Origin of the sequence: Pseudomonas sp. B21-048, from assembly GCF_024748615.1 — a bacterium.
Taxonomy (GTDB): Bacteria; Pseudomonadota; Gammaproteobacteria; order Pseudomonadales; family Pseudomonadaceae; genus Aquipseudomonas.
This window is the reverse complement of record NZ_CP087168.1, coordinates 3,457,715-3,474,008: the sequence shown is the minus strand read 5'-3', so window position 1 is coordinate 3,474,008 and position 16,294 is coordinate 3,457,715. Positions and strand designations below refer to the sequence as shown.

At 60.3% G+C, this 16,294-nt stretch carries 18 protein-coding genes; 8 read left to right on the top strand and 10 right to left on the bottom strand.

Going from position 1 to position 16,294, the window contains the following annotated elements:
* Nucleotides 1-65: 65 nt before the first annotated feature.
* Both LOY56_RS16225 and LOY56_RS16220 read right to left on the bottom strand, forming a co-directional pair.
* The gene (locus LOY56_RS16225; RefSeq protein ID WP_258622716.1) at nucleotides 66-296 is read right to left on the bottom strand and encodes a hypothetical protein; all 231 of its coding nucleotides are present in this window, start codon (nucleotides 294-296) and stop codon (nucleotides 66-68) included.
* A 126-nt stretch (nucleotides 297-422) separates the two neighbouring features.
* The gene (locus LOY56_RS16220) at nucleotides 423-686 is read right to left on the bottom strand and encodes a hypothetical protein (protein WP_258622714.1); all 264 of its coding nucleotides are present in this window, start codon (nucleotides 684-686) and stop codon (nucleotides 423-425) included.
* 398 nt (nucleotides 687-1,084) lie between these two features.
* Between LOY56_RS16220 and LOY56_RS16215 the strand changes: the two genes are divergently transcribed.
* The 4 genes from LOY56_RS16215 to LOY56_RS16200 all read left to right on the top strand — a co-directional run bounded on the left by LOY56_RS16215 (nucleotide 1,085) and on the right by LOY56_RS16200 (nucleotide 3,532).
* Nucleotides 1,085-1,555: a hypothetical protein gene (locus LOY56_RS16215; protein ID WP_007907879.1), complete on the top strand. Its 471-nt coding sequence runs from the start codon at nucleotides 1,085-1,087 to the stop codon at nucleotides 1,553-1,555.
* Nucleotides 1,555-1,758 carry a hypothetical protein gene (locus tag LOY56_RS16210; RefSeq protein WP_258615591.1) on the top strand — a complete coding sequence of 68 codons (204 nt, stop codon included), beginning with the start codon at nucleotides 1,555-1,557 and terminating at the stop codon, nucleotides 1,756-1,758. Before LOY56_RS16215 ends, LOY56_RS16210 begins: the two co-directional genes overlap by 1 nt.
* A gap of 119 nt (nucleotides 1,759-1,877) precedes the next feature.
* On the top strand, nucleotides 1,878-2,894 hold the full coding sequence (locus tag LOY56_RS16205; protein WP_258615588.1) for an ABC transporter substrate-binding protein: 1,017 nt from the start codon (nucleotides 1,878-1,880) through the stop codon (nucleotides 2,892-2,894).
* Nucleotides 2,895-3,094: 200 nt separating this feature from the next.
* Nucleotides 3,095-3,532: a DUF3995 domain-containing protein gene (locus tag LOY56_RS16200; RefSeq protein ID WP_048397043.1), complete on the top strand. Its 438-nt coding sequence runs from the start codon at nucleotides 3,095-3,097 to the stop codon at nucleotides 3,530-3,532.
* Between the two features lie 202 nt (nucleotides 3,533-3,734).
* On the opposite strand, the gene LOY56_RS16195 is transcribed toward LOY56_RS16200, so the two are convergent.
* The 7 genes from LOY56_RS16195 to LOY56_RS16165 all read right to left on the bottom strand — a co-directional run bounded on the left by LOY56_RS16195 (nucleotide 3,735) and on the right by LOY56_RS16165 (nucleotide 11,056).
* Nucleotides 3,735-4,097 (bottom strand): Na+/H+ antiporter subunit G, encoded by a 363-nt coding sequence (locus tag LOY56_RS16195; RefSeq protein ID WP_258615584.1) that lies wholly within the window; start codon nucleotides 4,095-4,097, stop codon nucleotides 3,735-3,737.
* Complete coding sequence (locus LOY56_RS16190) at nucleotides 4,094-4,372, bottom strand: K+/H+ antiporter subunit F (RefSeq protein ID WP_258615582.1); 279 nt, start codon at nucleotides 4,370-4,372, stop codon at nucleotides 4,094-4,096. Before LOY56_RS16190 ends, LOY56_RS16195 begins: the two co-directional genes overlap by 4 nt.
* A complete protein-coding gene (locus LOY56_RS16185; protein WP_258615581.1) occupies nucleotides 4,369-4,857 on the bottom strand; it encodes a Na+/H+ antiporter subunit E in 489 nt (162 codons plus the stop codon). The genes LOY56_RS16190 and LOY56_RS16185 overlap by 4 nt, the downstream gene beginning before the upstream one ends.
* On the bottom strand, nucleotides 4,854-6,539 hold the full coding sequence (locus tag LOY56_RS16180) for a monovalent cation/H+ antiporter subunit D (RefSeq protein ID WP_258615579.1): 1,686 nt from the start codon (nucleotides 6,537-6,539) through the stop codon (nucleotides 4,854-4,856). Before LOY56_RS16180 ends, LOY56_RS16185 begins: the two co-directional genes overlap by 4 nt.
* A complete protein-coding gene (locus tag LOY56_RS16175; RefSeq protein ID WP_008029186.1) occupies nucleotides 6,536-6,880 on the bottom strand; it encodes a Na+/H+ antiporter subunit C in 345 nt (114 codons plus the stop codon). Before LOY56_RS16175 ends, LOY56_RS16180 begins: the two co-directional genes overlap by 4 nt.
* Nucleotides 6,880-9,810: a monovalent cation/H+ antiporter subunit A gene (locus tag LOY56_RS16170; RefSeq protein WP_258615577.1), complete on the bottom strand. Its 2,931-nt coding sequence runs from the start codon at nucleotides 9,808-9,810 to the stop codon at nucleotides 6,880-6,882. Before LOY56_RS16170 ends, LOY56_RS16175 begins: the two co-directional genes overlap by 1 nt.
* A gap of 238 nt (nucleotides 9,811-10,048) precedes the next feature.
* Nucleotides 10,049-11,056 (bottom strand): DMT family transporter, encoded by a 1,008-nt coding sequence (locus tag LOY56_RS16165; protein ID WP_258622712.1) that lies wholly within the window; start codon nucleotides 11,054-11,056, stop codon nucleotides 10,049-10,051.
* A gap of 15 nt (nucleotides 11,057-11,071) precedes the next feature.
* Here LOY56_RS16165 and LOY56_RS16160 point away from each other — a divergent pair, with 15 nt between their 5' ends.
* The 3 genes from LOY56_RS16160 to LOY56_RS16150 all read left to right on the top strand — a co-directional run bounded on the left by LOY56_RS16160 (nucleotide 11,072) and on the right by LOY56_RS16150 (nucleotide 13,903).
* Nucleotides 11,072-11,635: a helix-turn-helix domain-containing protein gene (locus LOY56_RS16160; RefSeq protein WP_258615575.1), complete on the top strand. Its 564-nt coding sequence runs from the start codon at nucleotides 11,072-11,074 to the stop codon at nucleotides 11,633-11,635.
* A gap of 45 nt (nucleotides 11,636-11,680) precedes the next feature.
* Nucleotides 11,681-13,102 carry an FAD/NAD(P)-binding protein gene (locus LOY56_RS16155; protein ID WP_258615572.1) on the top strand — a complete coding sequence of 474 codons (1,422 nt, stop codon included), beginning with the start codon at nucleotides 11,681-11,683 and terminating at the stop codon, nucleotides 13,100-13,102.
* A 441-nt stretch (nucleotides 13,103-13,543) separates the two neighbouring features.
* Nucleotides 13,544-13,903 (top strand): DUF6124 family protein, encoded by a 360-nt coding sequence (locus LOY56_RS16150; RefSeq protein ID WP_258615570.1) that lies wholly within the window; start codon nucleotides 13,544-13,546, stop codon nucleotides 13,901-13,903.
* Nucleotides 13,904-14,099: 196 nt separating this feature from the next.
* Here the strand turns inward: LOY56_RS16150 and ppnN are convergent, their stop codons facing one another.
* Nucleotides 14,100-15,473 carry a nucleotide 5'-monophosphate nucleosidase PpnN gene (gene ppnN, locus LOY56_RS16145; protein WP_258615569.1) on the bottom strand — a complete coding sequence of 458 codons (1,374 nt, stop codon included), beginning with the start codon at nucleotides 15,471-15,473 and terminating at the stop codon, nucleotides 14,100-14,102.
* Between the two features lie 213 nt (nucleotides 15,474-15,686).
* Between ppnN and LOY56_RS16140 the strand changes: the two genes are divergently transcribed.
* Nucleotides 15,687-16,214 carry a DUF3087 domain-containing protein gene (locus LOY56_RS16140; protein WP_258615567.1) on the top strand — a complete coding sequence of 176 codons (528 nt, stop codon included), beginning with the start codon at nucleotides 15,687-15,689 and terminating at the stop codon, nucleotides 16,212-16,214.
* The last annotated feature ends 80 nt before the right edge of the window (nucleotides 16,215-16,294 follow it).

Sequence of the window (16,294 nt, the reverse complement as noted above, 5' to 3'; positions counted from 1 at the left end):
TTGCACTGGCGGCCATGCACATCGCGCTGTCCCCGTTTGTACCTGGCTGTGTGTCCACACCCGTCTCAGGCGTTCAATGCCCCTTCATCGACGGCAAGCTTCAGGGCTTTTGCGGCTTCCTGGGCAGCGACGGTCGCGACATCCGCAGTCTTGAACCAGCGATCCTTTTCGACCTGGTGATACGTCACAGTGGTCAACGGCGGTTTGGCACGCATGATAATGACTGCCTGGAATTCGCCTTCGACTTCTCTGGCTTCGCCCCGGATAAAAAATTCACCGATATCAAATTCCGTCACGTAGCAGTCTTCCCTTGGAAACAATTGTGGTGAAACGCCGCCCCGGGGGGCGGGTTTCATGGGGCGGGCAGTATGGCAGTAGTTGCCTGCCGGCGGCTGAGTTAAGTCGCCGGTGTGACGAAACGTCTATGGAATGAAGGGCCAGCTACGTGCCTCGAGTGAACGGGCAAGGGCGCAGGCTTCGTTATGGTTGCCGCGGAAACCTCTTACACATCCGGTGGATATTTCTCTGATGTGGAAAAAGGCAGTGCCGGCCAATACCACCTGAAAACGTGGGAGTAGAGGCTCTTCAGGCAGGAAGTCCTGCTTGTGGAGCCCCATCGAATGCAGAGGAGATGAGCCGTTTGTCTGCCGTGTGTAAGGCTGGACGAAATGAGTCAGTGTGCACATATGAAGTCCTTTTCGTGGTTTTACCGACGTGTGTACGTTGTTTTGGGTAGTCTCGTTGAGCATGGCTGCTCTAGAATCGTCATTAACGGTTGGCGTTTGCTGCCCATCTAAAGCAATTTTTTACTGGCGATATGTCGGAAAAGTGCTTTTTTTAAAGAGATTTTTCCCTAAAGTTAGTAATCCGGTTTTCTCTGGCCGTCAGAAGGGACTTTTCCTTCAGTATCTGACGACCGCCAGGCAAGACGACGTGAGGCATGTTCCAGTAACCTTCTCAACCTCGCGATGAATGGGCCCTCTGCTCATTCCCGGATTATCTGGCTATACCTCGGCATTGCCGCTTTTTTCTGTTGTGCGCCTTTGCGGCGTACGACGTCATTTTCAGATGTGGGGATGGTTCCTTGGCAGTAAGTAATCTCGATATGCATGCTTTGTTCGTACTGGGCGATTTGCGCGCAAAGCTGGTTAAACAGTTTCAGTCACGTTTCGTCTACATCACCGAACAGAACGCCGAAGGCATTTACATTGCCGAGCTCGACACCGAATCAGCGCTGGTGGTGGATGACAAACCAGGGCTCAAACTCAAGGTCGGCGATCATTTCAGCGCCTCCGTATTGCCCAGCCGCGAAGGCGGCAAACTGGACATCAAGTTCCGCGAAATCAAGCTGACGGTGTATGGGCTGGGGGATTACGCGTTCGTGACCACCGCGGACGGTCACGGCATTGTGTTCAAGGAAGGTCATAGCGTGGTGATGGTGTTCGCGGCCCATCAACAATTGCAGGAAGGCCTGACCAAAACACTGAAAGCCGTGACCGCCAAGGCCGCCAAGTGGCGTAAAGGTGAACTGGTGACCTTCAAGGCCAGCGAGTAATGACCCTGACCCGCGCTGATTTCCACGAACAGAACCAGGCCAGTGCCCACGCCGAGGCGCAGCGCTTGTTGGCGCAAAAGGCCGTTCTGCAGGGAGCCTGGCTGAGTTGGGTGGCGTCACAGATCTACCTGTTGCGTCCGGCGGCGTACGCCGGCATGGTCAGAAGAGAGCTTGCCCGCTTGCAGGAACTTTCCGAAAGTTAATCCTCGCCCCTCGAAAGCAGGAACCTCAACTACAGTCAGATGACTGAGTATTCAGAGGCTTGCGGTCTTCTTTGTCAGGCCATCCTGCTATTGCTGTGAACAGCACGAGGTGCAAAAGCATGAAGGGATTTCGACGGTTGCTGGCCACTGTCCTGGCCACGTTTGGTTTATTGGCTTCACCCGTTCCGGTATTCGCTGCCCAGGCACCGATTCATTTCGCCGATCTGAACTGGGAAAGCGGCAGCCTGATCACCGATATCCTGCGGATCATCGTCGAGAAGGGCTATGGGTTGCCGACCGACACCTTGCCGGGGACGACCATTACCCTGGAGACCGCACTGGCCAACAATGACATTCAGGTCATTGGCGAAGAATGGGCCGGTCGCAGCCCGGTCTGGGTCAAGGCTGAAGCCGAGGGCAAAGTCGCGAGCCTGGGCGATACGGTCAAGGGCGCCACCGAAGGCTGGTGGGTGCCGGAGTACGTGATCAAGGGCGATCCGGCCAAGGGCATCAAGGCGATGGCGCCGGACCTGCGCAGTGTCAGCGATCTGCCGCGCTACAAGGACGTGTTCAAAGACCCGGAAACCCCGGGCAAGGGGCGCTTCCTCAACAGCCCGATCGGCTGGACGTCGGAGGTGGTCAACAAGCAGAAGCTCAAGGCGTATGGGCTGGACGACAGCTACGTGAACTTTCGCAGTGGTTCGGGGGCGGCGCTGGACGCAGAGATCAGTTCGTCGATTCGTCGCGGCAAGCCAGTCCTGTTCTATTACTGGTCACCGACGCCGTTGCTCGGCCGTTTCAAGCTGATTCAGCTGCAAGAGCCGCCGTTTGACGGCGAAGCCTGGAAAACCCTGACAGACGCCGACAACCCCAATCCGAAACCGACACGTTCGTTGCCCTCGAAGCTGTCCATCGGCGTGTCCACGCCATTCCAGAAACAGTACCCGCAGATTGCCGAGTTCTTTACCAAGGTCGATTTACCGATCGATGCGTTGAACAAGGCCCTGGCTGACATGAGTGAAAAACACACCCCGCCACGTCAAGCGGCGCAGGCCTTCATGAAGGCGCACCCGGACGTGTGGCAGGCCTGGGTGCCGAAGGATGTGGCAGACAAAGTCTCTGCCGCCCTGAAATAAACCCCGTAGGAGCTGCCGCAGGCTGTGATCTTTTGACCTGGCTTGAAAAAAAAGATCAAAAGATCGCAGCCTGCGGCAGCTCTTACGGGGGAGCGCTTTTAATCGCGTTTGCAGCAGAGCTACCGTCTATAGCGAATACCCTTACAAAAACGCGCAAGGAAGTTCATCCTGCTGCGACATTTCACGCTGGATCTCTGAATATGAGCCTTTTGGTCGCGCAATGGATTGCTGCAATCTTCTTATTGATCAGCCTGGTGCATCTGTACTGGGCGGCAGGTGGCAAGTGGGGGAGCGAGGCGGCGGTGCCGCGCGTGCCCGGGGAGGGCGGTGAGGCATCAAGGCCCGCGTTCAAGCCGTCAGGCTTTGCCACGTTGCTGGTGGCGGTGGGTTTACTGCTGATCGCGATGCTGGTGTGCCTGCGGGTCGGGCTGTATCTGCCCACGGTGCATCATTGGTCGCTGCAATGGGTGATCAGCGCGATCGCGATGCTGATGTTCGCCCGGGCGATAGGCGATTCGAATTTGGTGGGGTTCTTCAAGCAGGAGAAGGGCTCGAGGTTTGCCCGGCTGGATACGTGGGCGTATTCGCCGTTGTGTGTGGTGTTGGGGGCCGGATTGTTGGCAGTGGCCTGGATTTAAGGTGACACGACTGTCGCCTTCGGTGGATCCGGATCGTTTATCGGTGCTGGAAGACCTGCACCGTGTACGACGAAAAGGCTTATTTACAGGCCTTGCTCCGGCACGGCTCGCCTTTGACCAGCGAGCCGGACACAACAAAACCGTGTTGACGGAAAGGCTCAGGGCGTGAAGAGGCCCTGCCATTCAACACAAACCCGCGGATTTAACTCCCCGTTTCCGTCCGCCGACTACTCACCTCAGCCGGCACATCATCCCCCGCCATGCGCTTGCGAAACAGCGCCGCCCGGGCCAGCAGCAGTGTGGTCACCGGCACGGTGATCGCCAGCAGAACCGGAATCAGCCAGGCATGCAGCACCGGCGTCGAGTTGAGCGCCGAAAAGTAAATGACCGAAGCCAATGCCACGCACCACGCGCCCAAGGTCGAGGCCAGCGCCGGCGGGTGCATGCGCTGGAAATAATTCTTCATCCGCAGCAGCCCAACCGCACCAATCAGCGTAAACAGGCTGCTGAGCACCAACAGAATCGCCACCGCGATTTCCACCCACAGAGACAGTTCAGGCCTCATTCGATCACCTCGCCACGCAGCAGGAATTTGGCCAGGGCAAACGAGCCGACGAAGCCGAACAGGGCGATCAGCAGCGCCGCCTCGAAGTAAGTGTCACTGGCATAACGAATGCCCAGTGCGAGCATCATCAGCATGGCGACGATGTACAGGTAATCCAGGGCCAGAACCCGATCCTGAGCCGACGGGCCCTTGAATAGCCGGATCAGGGTCAGAATCATCGCCATCGAAAAGAGGAACAGGCTCAGCAGGATCGCATTCGACAGCAAGGCGCTCATTCGAAGATCTCCATCAAGGGGCGTTCGTAGGTCGTCTTGAAGTGCTGGATGAATTGGCTTTCGTCATCCAGATCGAAGACGTGCAGCAACAGAATGCTGCGATCCAGCGCCAGCTCCGACCAGACCGTGCCGGGGACCACCGTGCAGATCATCGACAGCGCGGCCAGGCCGTTGGCATCGCGCAAATCCAGCGGCACCTTGATGAACCGCGAGCGGGGCGCACGACGGCCCGCGTTGAGTACGCCCCAGGCCACGGCGAGGTTGGACACGAGCACGTCGCGCCCGACCAGCAAGAACAAGCGCAGGATCACCCCGGGTCGACGAATGCGGATCGGCAGCGGCCGTAGCTTACGCATCATCAACGGCGCGCAGAACCCCAGCATGGCGCCCAGCAGTAGATTGCCGGGGCTCATCGACAGGTTCAACACCAGCCACAGCAACCACAATGCCAGCGACAACCAGGGTGCAGGAAACAGACGCTTCATGGTTGCACCTCCAGCAGCGCTGTCTTGGCTTGCGGGCCTGGAATCACACGGGTGCCGAGCACCGCCATCACGTATTGCTGCGGGTTGTTCAATGCATCGGCCGCCGCTTGGGTGTAGCGCAGCAGCGGTTCAGCCTTGAACGTCAACGCAATGCTCAGCCCCAGCAGAATGACGATCGGCACGCATTCCAAGCGGCGCAGCAAGGGCGATGGGCGCTCTTGCGGGGTCCAGAAACGCTGGATGCCCAAACGCGAAAAAGCGATCAGCGAGGCCAGCCCGGACAGAATCAACAGGACGAGCAAACCCCACGCGCCATTCGATATCGGTTCGTCGCTGCCATTACCCAGACCCAGCGGATTGAGCAGGGCGCTGAGCAGACTGAGTTTGCCGATAAACCCGGAAAGCGGCGGCATGCCGATGATCAGCAGGGCGCAGGCGATGAAGCTCAAACCGAGGAAAGCCATGGTCCAGGGAATCACCTGGCCGACCACGGCTTTGCGGTCGTCATCGAGGTTGAAGCCTTTGGGTGGCTGCAAGGCTTCCAGGGGTCGTGGCAGCAGCTCGCCGTCATCGAACAGTGGCATTTCGTTGGCCGAACGCGAGCGCTCGATCAATTCAGCCAGCAAGAACAGTGCGCTCAAGGCCAGGGTCGAGCTGACCAGATAGAACAACGCCGCGCCGATCAGGTTCGGCTGGGCGAAACCGATGGCCGACAACAGAATGCCTGCCGACACCAGAATGCTCAGGCTGGCCATGCGTTCGAGGCGTTGCGCGGCGAGGATCGCCACGGCGGCGCAGACGATGGTCGCCATGCCGCCGTAGATCAGCCAGTCGCCACCGAAGTACGCGGATGCCCCGGCCTGCCCGGAAAACAGCAGCGTCCACAGGCGTAGCAAGGTGTAGACGCCGACCTTGGTCATGATCGCGAACATCGCCGCCACTGGCGCGCTGGCCGCGGAGTAGGCCGGCACCAGCCAGAAATTCAATGGCCACATCCCGGCCTTGGCCAGGAACGCCACCGCCAGAATGGCCGCGCCGGCATGCAGCAAGCCGCGATCGGCTTCCGGCACCAGCGGGATTTTCAGCGCCAGGTCGGCCATGTTCAGCGTGCCAGTAACGCCGTAGATCAACGCCGCGCCAATCAGAAACAGCGACGAGGCCAGCAGGTTGATCGAGATGTAATGCAGCCCCGACGACACCCGCGCCCGGCCCGAACCGTGCAGCATCAGCCCGTAGGAAGCGGCCAGCAGCACTTCGAAAAACACGAACAGGTTGAACAGGTCCGCCGTCAGGAAGGCGCCGTACAGGCCCATCAACTGAATCTGAAACAGCGCGTGAAAACTCGAACCGGCGCCGTCCCAGCGGGCCATGGCGAACAGCAACGCGCTGACGCCGATGATCCCGGTCAGCACCAGCATCAGCGCCGACAGACGATCGACCACCAGCACAATACCGAACGGCACCGGCCAGTTGCCCGGCAGGTACACGCCTATGGAACCGGGTACGCCGGTGGTTTGCGTCCATTGCAGCAACATCACGGCAATGCCCAGCCCCAGCAGGCTGGAGAGCAGATTGATTTTGGCTTTTAACGGACGGTGTTTCTCGCCGAGCATCAGCATCACCGCGGCGGTCAGCAGTGGCAGCAGAATGGGGGCTGCGATCAGGTGCGCCATCGGATTCATTCTTTAGGCTCCCGGCCATCCACATGGTCGGTACCGGTCAGGCCCCGGGAGGCGAGCAGCACCACCAGGAACAGCGCGGTCATGGCGAAGCTGATGACGATCGCGGTTAGCACCAGCGCCTGCGGCAATGGATCGGTGTAATGCAGCAAGTCCTGAGGCACGCCGTCCTTGATGTTCGGCTCCTTGCCGATGAACAGGCTGCCCATGCTGAAGATGAACAGGTTGACGCCGTAAGACAGAAGGCACAGGCCCATGACCACCTGGAATGTCCGTGGCCGCAGTACCAGCCACACGCCGGAGGCGGCCAGCACACCGATGGCGATTGCGATGACTTCTTCCATCAGATGGCTCCTTGAGTGACAACGGCTTTGGCCACGGGCTTGGGTTGCGCGCTGGTTTTATGACCGCGTACCGATTGGTGGGCGAGGGCGGTGAGGATCAATAGCGTCGAGCCGACCACCACGGCGTACACGCCGATGTCGAAGAACAGCGCGCTGGCGATGTGAATATCGCCCAGCAGCGGCAATGCGAAATGCCAGGTGTGGGTGGTGAGGAAGGGATACCCAGCCGTCATCGCCCCAAGCCCGGTGACCGTGGCGAACAGCAGCCCGGTGCCCATCCAGCGCAGCGGTCGCAGGCTCATTTGCGCCTCGACCCACTGGGTGCCGGCGACCATGTATTGCAGGATGAATGCCACCGACATCACCAGACCTGCGACGAAACCGCCACCGGGTTGATTGTGCCCGCGCATGAACAGGTAGACCGACACCACAAACGCAATCGGCAGCAGCAGACGGACCAGCACCGCTGGCACCATCATGAAACCGAGCGCGGTGTCGCTGGCGTGACGCGGGTTGACCAGGTCGGTGACCACGTCGGGCGCCAGCAAGCGCTGTTGGGCCGGCAGCTGCAGGCTTTCTTTCGGCGGGCGGAAGCGTCGCAACAGGGCGAACACGGCCAGGGCCACCGCCACCAGCACGGTGATTTCGCCGAGGGTATCGAAGCCACGGAAATCCACCAGCATCACGTTGACCACGTTGCTGCCGCCGCCTTCGGGCAGGGCGCGACTGAGGTAGAACGATGAAATGTCGTTGGGCGTCTGACGGGTCAGCATGGCGTAGGACAGCAGCGCCATGCCGCCACCGACCACAATCGACAGCGCCAGGTCGCGAACCCTTCGAACCCGTGCCTTGCGCAGGCTGCTCGGCAACGGCGAGACCTCTTCGATCCGTCGCGGCAGCCAGCGCAGGCCGAGGAGGATCAACACCGTGGTCACCACTTCCACCGCCAGTTGCGTCAGCGCCAGATCCGGCGCCGAGAACCAGACGAAGGTCACGCAGGTCATCAGGCCGCAGACGCTGACCATGGTCAGGGCCGCGAGCCGGTGATACTTGGCTTGCCACGCCGCGCCAAGGGCACAGGCAATCGCCAACAGCCAGAGGATCACGAACACGATCGAGCCCTGAATTTTCGGCCGGTCGCCCCAGCTCAGGCCGCTGTTCAGCATCGGGATCAACCCGGCCAGCACCGCGGTGAGCACCACCAGAAACAGCTGGGTTTGCAGGCGCCGGGTGTTGATCAGTCGCTCCAGACGTCGAGCCAGGCGCATCATGATCACCAGGCTGCGCTCGAACAGGCGCTTGCCATTGAACCGGCCAATGATTGGCGGATAGACGAAGCGCCCGCGCTTGAGCTGATTACGCAACAGCAGATAAAGCACGACGCCGCAGGACATGGCGATCAGGCTCATGATCATCGGTGCGTTCCAGCCGTGCCAGATCGCCAGGCTGTATTCAGGCAGCGTGCCGCCCACCACCGGCAATGCCGCCGCCGCGAGCAACGGGCCGACCACTTGCGCCGGGAAAATCCCCACCACCAGGCAGGTGAACACCAGCAATTCCACCGGCACGCGCATCCAGCGTGGCGGCTCGTGCGGGGTGTGCGGCAGGTCAGTGGCGGTCGGGCCGAAGAACACATCGACGGTGAAGCGCAGAGAGTAGGCGACGCTGAACGTCCCGGCGATGGTCGCGACGATTGGCAGGGTCATCTCGATCCAGGCCGTCGCGTTGATGAACACGGTCTCGGCGAAGAACATCTCTTTTGACAGGAAACCGTTGAGCAGCGGCACGCCGGCCATGGAGGCACTGGCGACCATGGCCAGGGTGGCGGTGAACGGGATCAGTTTGATCAGGCCGCTGAGTTTGCGAATGTCCCGGGTGCCGCTTTCGTGGTCGATGATCCCGGCAGCCATGAACAGCGAAGCTTTGAAGGTGGCGTGGTTGAGAATGTGGAACACCGCGGCCACGGCGGCCAGCGGACTGTTCAGCCCCAGCAGCAAAGTGATCAGGCCCAGGTGGCTGATGGTCGAGTAGGCCAGCAGGCCTTTGAGGTCGTTCTGGAACATCGCGCAGTAAGCGCCGAGCAACAGCGTACAGGCGCCGGCGCCGCTGACGATGTAGAACCATTCTTCACTGCCGGAGAGCGACGGCCACAGGCGTGCGAGCAGGAAGACCCCGGCCTTGACCATGGTCGCCGAGTGCAGATAGGCAGAAACCGGTGTCGGCGCCGCCATGGCGTGGGGCAGCCAGAAGTGGAAGGGGAATTGCGCACTTTTACTCAGGGCGCCGATCAGGATCAGGGGAAGCAGAATAGGGTAGAGGGCATGTGCGCGAATCAGATCGCCGGCGGCCAGGACCTTGTCCAGGTCATAGCTGCCGACCACATGGCCGAGCAGCATGACCCCCGCCAGCAAACACAAGCCGCCGGCACCGGTGACCATCAACGCCATATAGGCGCCACGTCGCGCATCGGCGCGGTGGTGCCAGTAGCCGATCAACAGGAATGAGAAGAGGCTGGTCAGTTCCCAGAAAAACACGATCTGGATCAGGTTGCCGGAAATCACCAACCCCAGCATGGCGCCCATGAACGCCAGGAAAAACGCGAAGAAACGCGGCACCGGATCGTCCGGTGACATGTAATAACGGGCGTACAGAGAAACCAGCGTGCCAATGCCCAGCACCAGCATCGAGAACAGCCAGGCGAAACCGTCCAGGCGCAGAACGAAGTTCAGGCCAAGGCTCGGTAGCCAGAAAAACTCTTCGCGGATCACGCCGCCATGGGCGATTTGCGGGTACAAGAGGGCGACCTGGATGGTGCCGATCAGGGCCACCACGCCAGCCAACAGCGATTCGGTATTACGCGCGTTGTGCGGCAGCACCGCTGCCAGACAGCTGCCTATGAAAGGCAGAAGCAGTAGAACTATCAGGGACATAGGCTTCTAATCTGCGGAAGTTTGTTAAGCATCATACGTGCCAGCTCCCGGATCACCAAACGCCAAGCTGTCGCAGAAATCCTACGAGGTAAACAGAAAACTCCTGCTTCACATTGTTTCAACGGTCCGGTTCGATCGTTCCCACGCTCCCGCGTTGAATGCCTCAATGGACGCTCTGTGTCCGCTCTTCGGACGCGGAGCGTCCCGGGCTGCATTCCCACTCAGAGCATGGGAACGATCAGTGCTCGGCTTCGCGATCCAGATCGTCCTCAACCTCAAGAACCGCCTTACCCTTGGTCTTCAACTCACTGACAATCACCGCCGCCACAATCAATCCCGCCCCCACCAACGCAATCGCCGGCAACCGCTCCCCGGCAATCCGCCCGGCAATCCCGGCCCACACCGGTTCACCGGCATAGATCAGCGTCGCTCGCGTCGGCGACACACTTTTCTGCGCCCAGTTCATCGCCACCTGAATCGCCGCACTCGCCGCGCCCAGCCCCAGCGCGCTGCACAATAACAACCAGGAGAACCCCGGAATCACTTCCTGAGTCGGCACCACCATCAAAAATGCCAGCACCGACGTCACCGCCAGTTGCACCACCGTCACCCGGCGCACATCGACCTGGCCGGCATACGTGCTGATCAGAATGATCTCTGCCGCAATCGCCACGGCGCTGATCAATGTAGCGATTTCACCGGGGCTGAAATTGAGAGCCGCACCGGCAGGTCCCGACAGCAGCATCAACCCGGTAAAGGCCAGCATGATCCCGATGCTCGGCATCAACCCCGGACGCCGCCCCAGCACCAGCCATTGCAGCAACGGCACGAACGGCACATACAGCGCGGTAATGAACGCCGACTGACTGCTGGGGATGCTCTGCAAACCCACGGTTTGCAAGCCATAACCGAGCATGATCGCCACGCCGATAAACGCCCCAGCCTTGAGTTCGAACAAGGTCAGTTCGCGCAGATGACGCCAGGAGAACAGCGCCACAAGACTCGCCGCTGCCGCAAAACGCAGGCCGACGAAAAACATCGGCCCGCTGACGGTCATCGCATGCTGCACTAGCAGAAAGGTCCCGCCCCAGATCATGGTGATCAGCACCAACACGCATTCAGCTTTACTGAACCGTGAGAAACGGGAGGAAGCAGGGGAGGAGTTCACCGACGTCATGACCTTGCGCGCTACCTGAGGGAGACGCACAATGCGCCGGAAGTTGGGCAGTATACTGCGCAATACCATCAAGTGAGCAATATAGTGCACAAAGATTCCACCCAACGGGCGTCGGTCCTCCAGCACGTCAGCCAGAACGTTCGACGTCTGCGTCACGCCGCTGACATGAGCCAGAGCGCCCTGGCCGAAAAGTCCGGGGTCAGCCGTCGTATGCTGGTAGCCATCGAGGCCGGCGAGAAGAATGTCAGCCTGACCACCCTCGATCGCGTGGCCGAAGCGCTGGATGTAGCCTTCAGCGACCTGATCCAGGCCCCGGATGCCCGCGACCCGAGCCGCATCAACGAACTGGCCTGGGCTGGCACCATTCCTGGCAGTAAAGCGGTGCTATTGTCGAAAGCCACCGCCACCCGCGAAGTTGAACTGTGGGAATGGCGCCTGGAACCGGGCGAACATTATCCCTCGGAACCGGATGCGGAAGGCTGGAGCGAACAGCTCTATGTGTTCGAAGGCTGCCTGACCCTGATGCTCGGCGATCAGCCACAGAAAATCGCAGCCGGTGAGTTCTTCATGTTTGCCAGTAATCAGCCGCATTCCTATCACAACGATGGGGCGGTAGTGGCGCGGTTTGTGCGTAATGTGGTGATCTGACAATTTGCTCGCCAACGCAGGTAAACACTGATCAATGAGAACGCCATGACTGACACCCCAAACGGGCAGGCGACCATCCGACACGCGGACATCCTGATCATCGGCGGCGGCCTCAGCGGCACGATGCTGGCGGCGCAGTTGTTGCGTTTGCCGGGCAAGCGTGTGGTGCTGGTGATCGAACCCCGGGCTGAACTGGGTCGGGGCGAGGCCTACAGCGCGGTGGAGTTGGGCCATACGCTCAATGGCAATGCGGCGCGGATGAGTGTCGATCCCGACAATGCTGATGATTTGACCCAATGGCTGGCCGAGTACATTGCGGCCGGCGGTTGGCCGGAGTCGGATCAGCAAGAGGTGCCGATCAGCGAATTATTTCCGCCGCGCGGTCTGTTTGGCGTTTATGTGCAGCAGCGTCTGGACGAGGCGCAGGTGATGGGCGCGCGGTACGGCTCGACGGTGGAGCACGTGCGCGCGGAAGTGGTCGAGGTGCAGACCGATATCGATTCGGTGCGCCTGACTTTGAACGATGGCCAATGTTTGCAGGGCGCCTATACGGTGCTGGCCACTGGCATGTTCCCCGCCGCGCGCACGCCGCAAACCGAACCCAGTGGCTTGAACGCCGCGGCGTTCGATCCGTGGGATGTGACCGCCATGCGTCAGCTTGATCCGCAGTCGACGGTGCTGATCATCGGCTCGGGCTTGACGATGGTCGATGCCGTGGTGTCGCTGGAACAGGCCGGGCATCGCGGGCAGATCGAAGTGTTTTCCCGGCATGGTCTGCTGCCGCATGTGCGACGACAGCCGCCGGCCTGGGCGGATTTCCTGGCCGAGGATCACAGCATTCGCACACCGCGTCAGCTGCTGCGCGAACTGCGTCGGCACTGTCGGGACGCCATCGCCCAGGGCATCGATTGGCAAGCGCCACTCGACACCGTGCGGGCGCACATTGGGCGGTTGTGGAGTCAGGCGACGGATATGCAACGTCGGCAGTTTGTACGGCATGTGCGGCCGTGGTGGGAAAGCCATCACCACCGCTCGCCGCCGTTGAGTGCCGAGTTGGTGGCGCGGCTGCACGGGGAAGGGCGGTTGCGGATTCATGCTGCGTCGTTCAAAGGGTTGGAGCCTTCGTTGAACGGGGAGGTCAGCATTCGCATTCGTCGGCGTGGCGAGGCCGAAACCTGCGTGGTGCAGGGCGCTGCGCTGATCAACTCCAGTGGCATCGAATACGACTGGCGACGAGTGGCGCGGCCATTGCCGCAGCAGCTGTTGGCATGCGGGCTGGTGCGGCCGGGGCCATTGGCGTTGGGCATCGCCGCCGCGGATGACGGCGCGGTGCTAAGCGCCGATGGGCAGGTCGCCAGCCGTTTGTTCGCCATGGGCCCACCGTTGCGCGGGATGTGGTGGGAGAGCACGGCGGTGACTGATGTGGCGAGCCAGGCCAAGTTTCTCGCGGCGCGATTGGTGGATTGACAGATAGTTGGTGGCTGTACTGGCCTCTTCGCGGGCTTGCCCGCGATGAGGCCAGTACAGCCACCACAAGGCTCGGTGTCAGACTGATAAACAAGCACTGTTTAAACGACACTTCCAGATACTCACTCAGGCTACACAACCTTGCGCCGTTGCCTACGACTACGCCAGAATCCGCCGGCTTGTGCGCCTTGAGGCCGGGCTCTATCGTTTCCGGGTCGCTGACGAATCCGCGATCGGGTCTCGCAGCCCGTGTATCTCTAGACGCACAACATCCTCCGTTCGTGAACAGGTACGCCTGTCCGTTCATGTTATGGCGGCTGTACGTGGGAGACCTTCGGGTCTGCCGGTTCTAGAGTCTCGGTCTGCGACCTGCGTATAGCTGCCACCTCTTTTCGTCTCGCAGCGAACAGTGGCTGCTCCATGACTCTAGGAGCTTCATCGATGATCAAACCGACACCCAACCCACCGGAAACCGATCCAACATCCCCCTACGATTCCCTCGATTCAAAAAAGCTCAACGAAGCCGCCGACCGCGCCCTCGATCACTACCTCAAGCCGCCCATCCCCAAAGACACCAAGCGCAAACCCAGCACCATTTACCATGTGGGTGCGAAGGTCGATAACGAAACCCTGCTGGTCAACGCCTGCGAATCCCTGGCGTCAGCGAGCATGATGCTCAGTGAGTTCGCCGGATTGATGGACATGCCACATCGCAACATGATGTTGGGGATTCAGCAGGTGGTCATGCTGGGTGAGTTGGCAGTCAATCGGGTGCTGGATAATCTCGACCCGCGAGGCTAGCGACGATCAATATGCGGTGTGCCTGCATAAATGCGGTTGCAGGATTTGGGCCGCTTCGCAACCCAACGGGAGCAAGCCCCCTCGCCACAGAGCGCTCCATAGACCCAGTCCCCAAATGCAAGAACCCCGCATTACGCGGGGTTCTTGTTTTCAGTGGTTTAAACGGCAACTCAAGCCCGCACACAGGGTTTTGCTACTAAGCCACCACCTGATAACACGGCACATATTCCGCGCCGCCCGGCAGTTTCATCCGGTGCTGGGCGACGAAGGCTTTGAGCAACTTGTCCAGCGGTTGCATGACGGCGGCATCGCCACGGATCTGGTACGGCCCGTGTTCTTCGATCAGGCGAATGCCCTTGTCCTTGACGTTGCCGGCGACGATACCGGAGAACGCTCGGCGCAGGTTGGCGGCCAGTTCGTGCGAGGGCAGGTTGCGGCTCAGTTGCAGGTTGGCCATGTTGGCGTGGGTCGGGTCGAAAGGGCGCTGGAAGCCTTCGTCGATCTTCAGCAGCCAGTTGAAATGGAACGCGTCGTTGCGCTCGCGACGGAACTGTTTGACCTCTTTGAGGCCCTGAGTCATTTGCCGCGCTACTTCAATCGGGTCGTCGATGATGATCTCGTAGTGCTGCTGCGCGGCTTCACCGAGGGTGGCGCCGACGAAAGCGTGCAATTGCTCCAGATATGGCGCGGCGCTTTTCGGCCCGGTGAGGACCACCGGGAAGGGCAGGCCTTCGTTGTCCGGGTGCATCAGGATGCCGAGCAGGTACAGGAATTCTTCGGCCGTGCCCGCGCCGCCCGGAAAAATGATGATGCCGTGGCCGACGCGGACGAAGGCTTCCAGACGTTTTTCGATGTCCGGCAGGATCACCAGTTCGTTGACGATCGGGTTCGGCGCTTCGGCGGCGATGATCCCGGGTTCGGTCAAGCCGAGGTAGCGGCCGCCGTGGATGCGCTGCTTGGCGTGGGCGATGGTCGCGCCTTTCATCGGGCCTTTCATCACGCCCGGGCCGCAACCGGTGCAGATGTCCAAGCTGCGCAGGCCGAGTTCGTGGCCGACTTTCTTGGTGTATTTGTATTCTTCGGTGTTGATCGAGTGGCCGCCCCAGCACACCACGATTTTCGGTTCGACGCCGGGGCGCAGGGTGCGTGCGTTGCGTAGCAGGTGGAAAACGTAGTCGCTGATGCCTTGGGAGGTGCTCAGGTCGATGCTCAAGGCGTCGAGTTCGTTTTCGGTGTAGACGATGTCGCGCAGGGCGCTGAAGAGCATTTCGCGGGTGCTGGCGATCATTTCGCCGTCGACGAAAGCATCGGCCGGGGCGTTCAGCAGTTCCAGGCGCACGCCGCGGTCTTGCTGGTGAATACGGATTTCGAAGTCTTTGTAGGCTTCCAGAATGGTCTTGGCGTTATCGACGTGGGCGCCGGTATTGAGGATGGCCAGGGCGCACTGGCGAAACAGCGTGTAGGTGATTCCGGTTGAGGCTTGGCTCAGTTGCTGTACTTCACGTTGGGACAGTGTTTCCAGGCTGCCTTTAGGGCTGACCGAGGCGTTGATTACATGTCGTTGGGTCATTCAATGATCCTTAAAACGATGTCACCCGCCGGCAGGCGCATGGCATCCGAATAGTGTGTATCCATGATGAAGATGGCACGAACTGCGCTGTATCGCCATGTTCCCCGTTTGACGATGAAAAGATGTAAAGGCGCTCCAGCATAGCTAAATCTTTCGGGGAGGCGATAATGCCTTGCGCTCTTTTTGCTCACACCCCCAAGGAAGCCTGCCGCGATGTTCGAAATCCAGCCGATGAATGCCCAAACCTATCGACGCCAGACGCGGCGCAGCACGGTGATCATCGCCCTGATGTTCCTGGCGCTGGCGATGGCGCTGTCCACGGCGGCGGTGGCGCTGTTCGGTGAGCCCGGTGGCGACAATCTGCGTTTTAACGTGGGCGGCGTGTTTGCCGCGGTGTTGCTGATGGCGGCGCTGCTGCGCGGCACGTTCTGGACCCAGGAATGGATGGCGCCAGCGGTTTATGGTTGGCAGCTCAAACGCAATCTGATGAGCATTACCAACGTCATGCACCGGGTGACGGCGGCGGTGGAGAAGGGCGATCCGATTGCCATGAAGTTGCTGCGTTTTTATCATCTGGGGCTGAGCCAGATGCACCAGTTGGACGGCAACTCCAGCGACCATAGCCAGTTGACCCGTGAGATGGACCAGCACAAGGCACGGATGCAAGCGCTGGGCATCGAGACTGAGCAAACGCAATTGAATCCGGCCTGGCTTGAGGCGATCAAACAGACGCCGCAATAACCTTGCAATTGCTGACGATGAGCGTTTTCGTGCAAATAACCTATCGTATCGTTGTCGGGTTGTAATGATCAGAGCGCCAG

What these genes read in the sequence shown, in the direction of transcription:
- LOY56_RS16220 (WP_258622714.1), bottom strand. Translation starts at nt 686, where the DNA reads ATGTGCACACTGACTCATTTCGTCCAGCCTTACACACGGCAGACAAAC.
- ppnN (WP_258615569.1), bottom strand. Translation starts at nt 15,473, where the DNA reads ATGACCCAACGACATGTAATCAACGCCTCGGTCAGCCCTAAAGGCAGC.
- LOY56_RS16205 (WP_258615588.1), top strand. Translation starts at nt 1,878, where the DNA reads ATGAAGGGATTTCGACGGTTGCTGGCCACTGTCCTGGCCACGTTTGGT.
- LOY56_RS16150 (WP_258615570.1), top strand. Translation starts at nt 13,544, where the DNA reads ATGATCAAACCGACACCCAACCCACCGGAAACCGATCCAACATCCCCC.
- LOY56_RS16175 (WP_008029186.1), bottom strand. Translation starts at nt 6,880, where the DNA reads ATGGAAGAAGTCATCGCAATCGCCATCGGTGTGCTGGCCGCCTCCGGC.
- LOY56_RS16190 (WP_258615582.1), bottom strand. Translation starts at nt 4,372, where the DNA reads ATGAGCGCCTTGCTGTCGAATGCGATCCTGCTGAGCCTGTTCCTCTTT.
- LOY56_RS16155 (WP_258615572.1), top strand. Translation starts at nt 11,681, where the DNA reads ATGACTGACACCCCAAACGGGCAGGCGACCATCCGACACGCGGACATC.
- LOY56_RS16165 (WP_258622712.1), bottom strand. Translation starts at nt 11,056, where the DNA reads ATGGTATTGCGCAGTATACTGCCCAACTTCCGGCGCATTGTGCGTCTC.
- LOY56_RS16185 (WP_258615581.1), bottom strand. Translation starts at nt 4,857, where the DNA reads ATGAAGCGTCTGTTTCCTGCACCCTGGTTGTCGCTGGCATTGTGGTTG.
- LOY56_RS16180 (WP_258615579.1), bottom strand. Translation starts at nt 6,539, where the DNA reads ATGAATCCGATGGCGCACCTGATCGCAGCCCCCATTCTGCTGCCACTG.
- LOY56_RS16200 (WP_048397043.1), top strand. Translation starts at nt 3,095, where the DNA reads ATGAGCCTTTTGGTCGCGCAATGGATTGCTGCAATCTTCTTATTGATC.
- LOY56_RS16210 (WP_258615591.1), top strand. Translation starts at nt 1,555, where the DNA reads ATGACCCTGACCCGCGCTGATTTCCACGAACAGAACCAGGCCAGTGCC.
- LOY56_RS16170 (WP_258615577.1), bottom strand. Translation starts at nt 9,810, where the DNA reads ATGTCCCTGATAGTTCTACTGCTTCTGCCTTTCATAGGCAGCTGTCTG.
- LOY56_RS16195 (WP_258615584.1), bottom strand. Translation starts at nt 4,097, where the DNA reads ATGAGGCCTGAACTGTCTCTGTGGGTGGAAATCGCGGTGGCGATTCTG.
- LOY56_RS16140 (WP_258615567.1), top strand. Translation starts at nt 15,687, where the DNA reads ATGTTCGAAATCCAGCCGATGAATGCCCAAACCTATCGACGCCAGACG.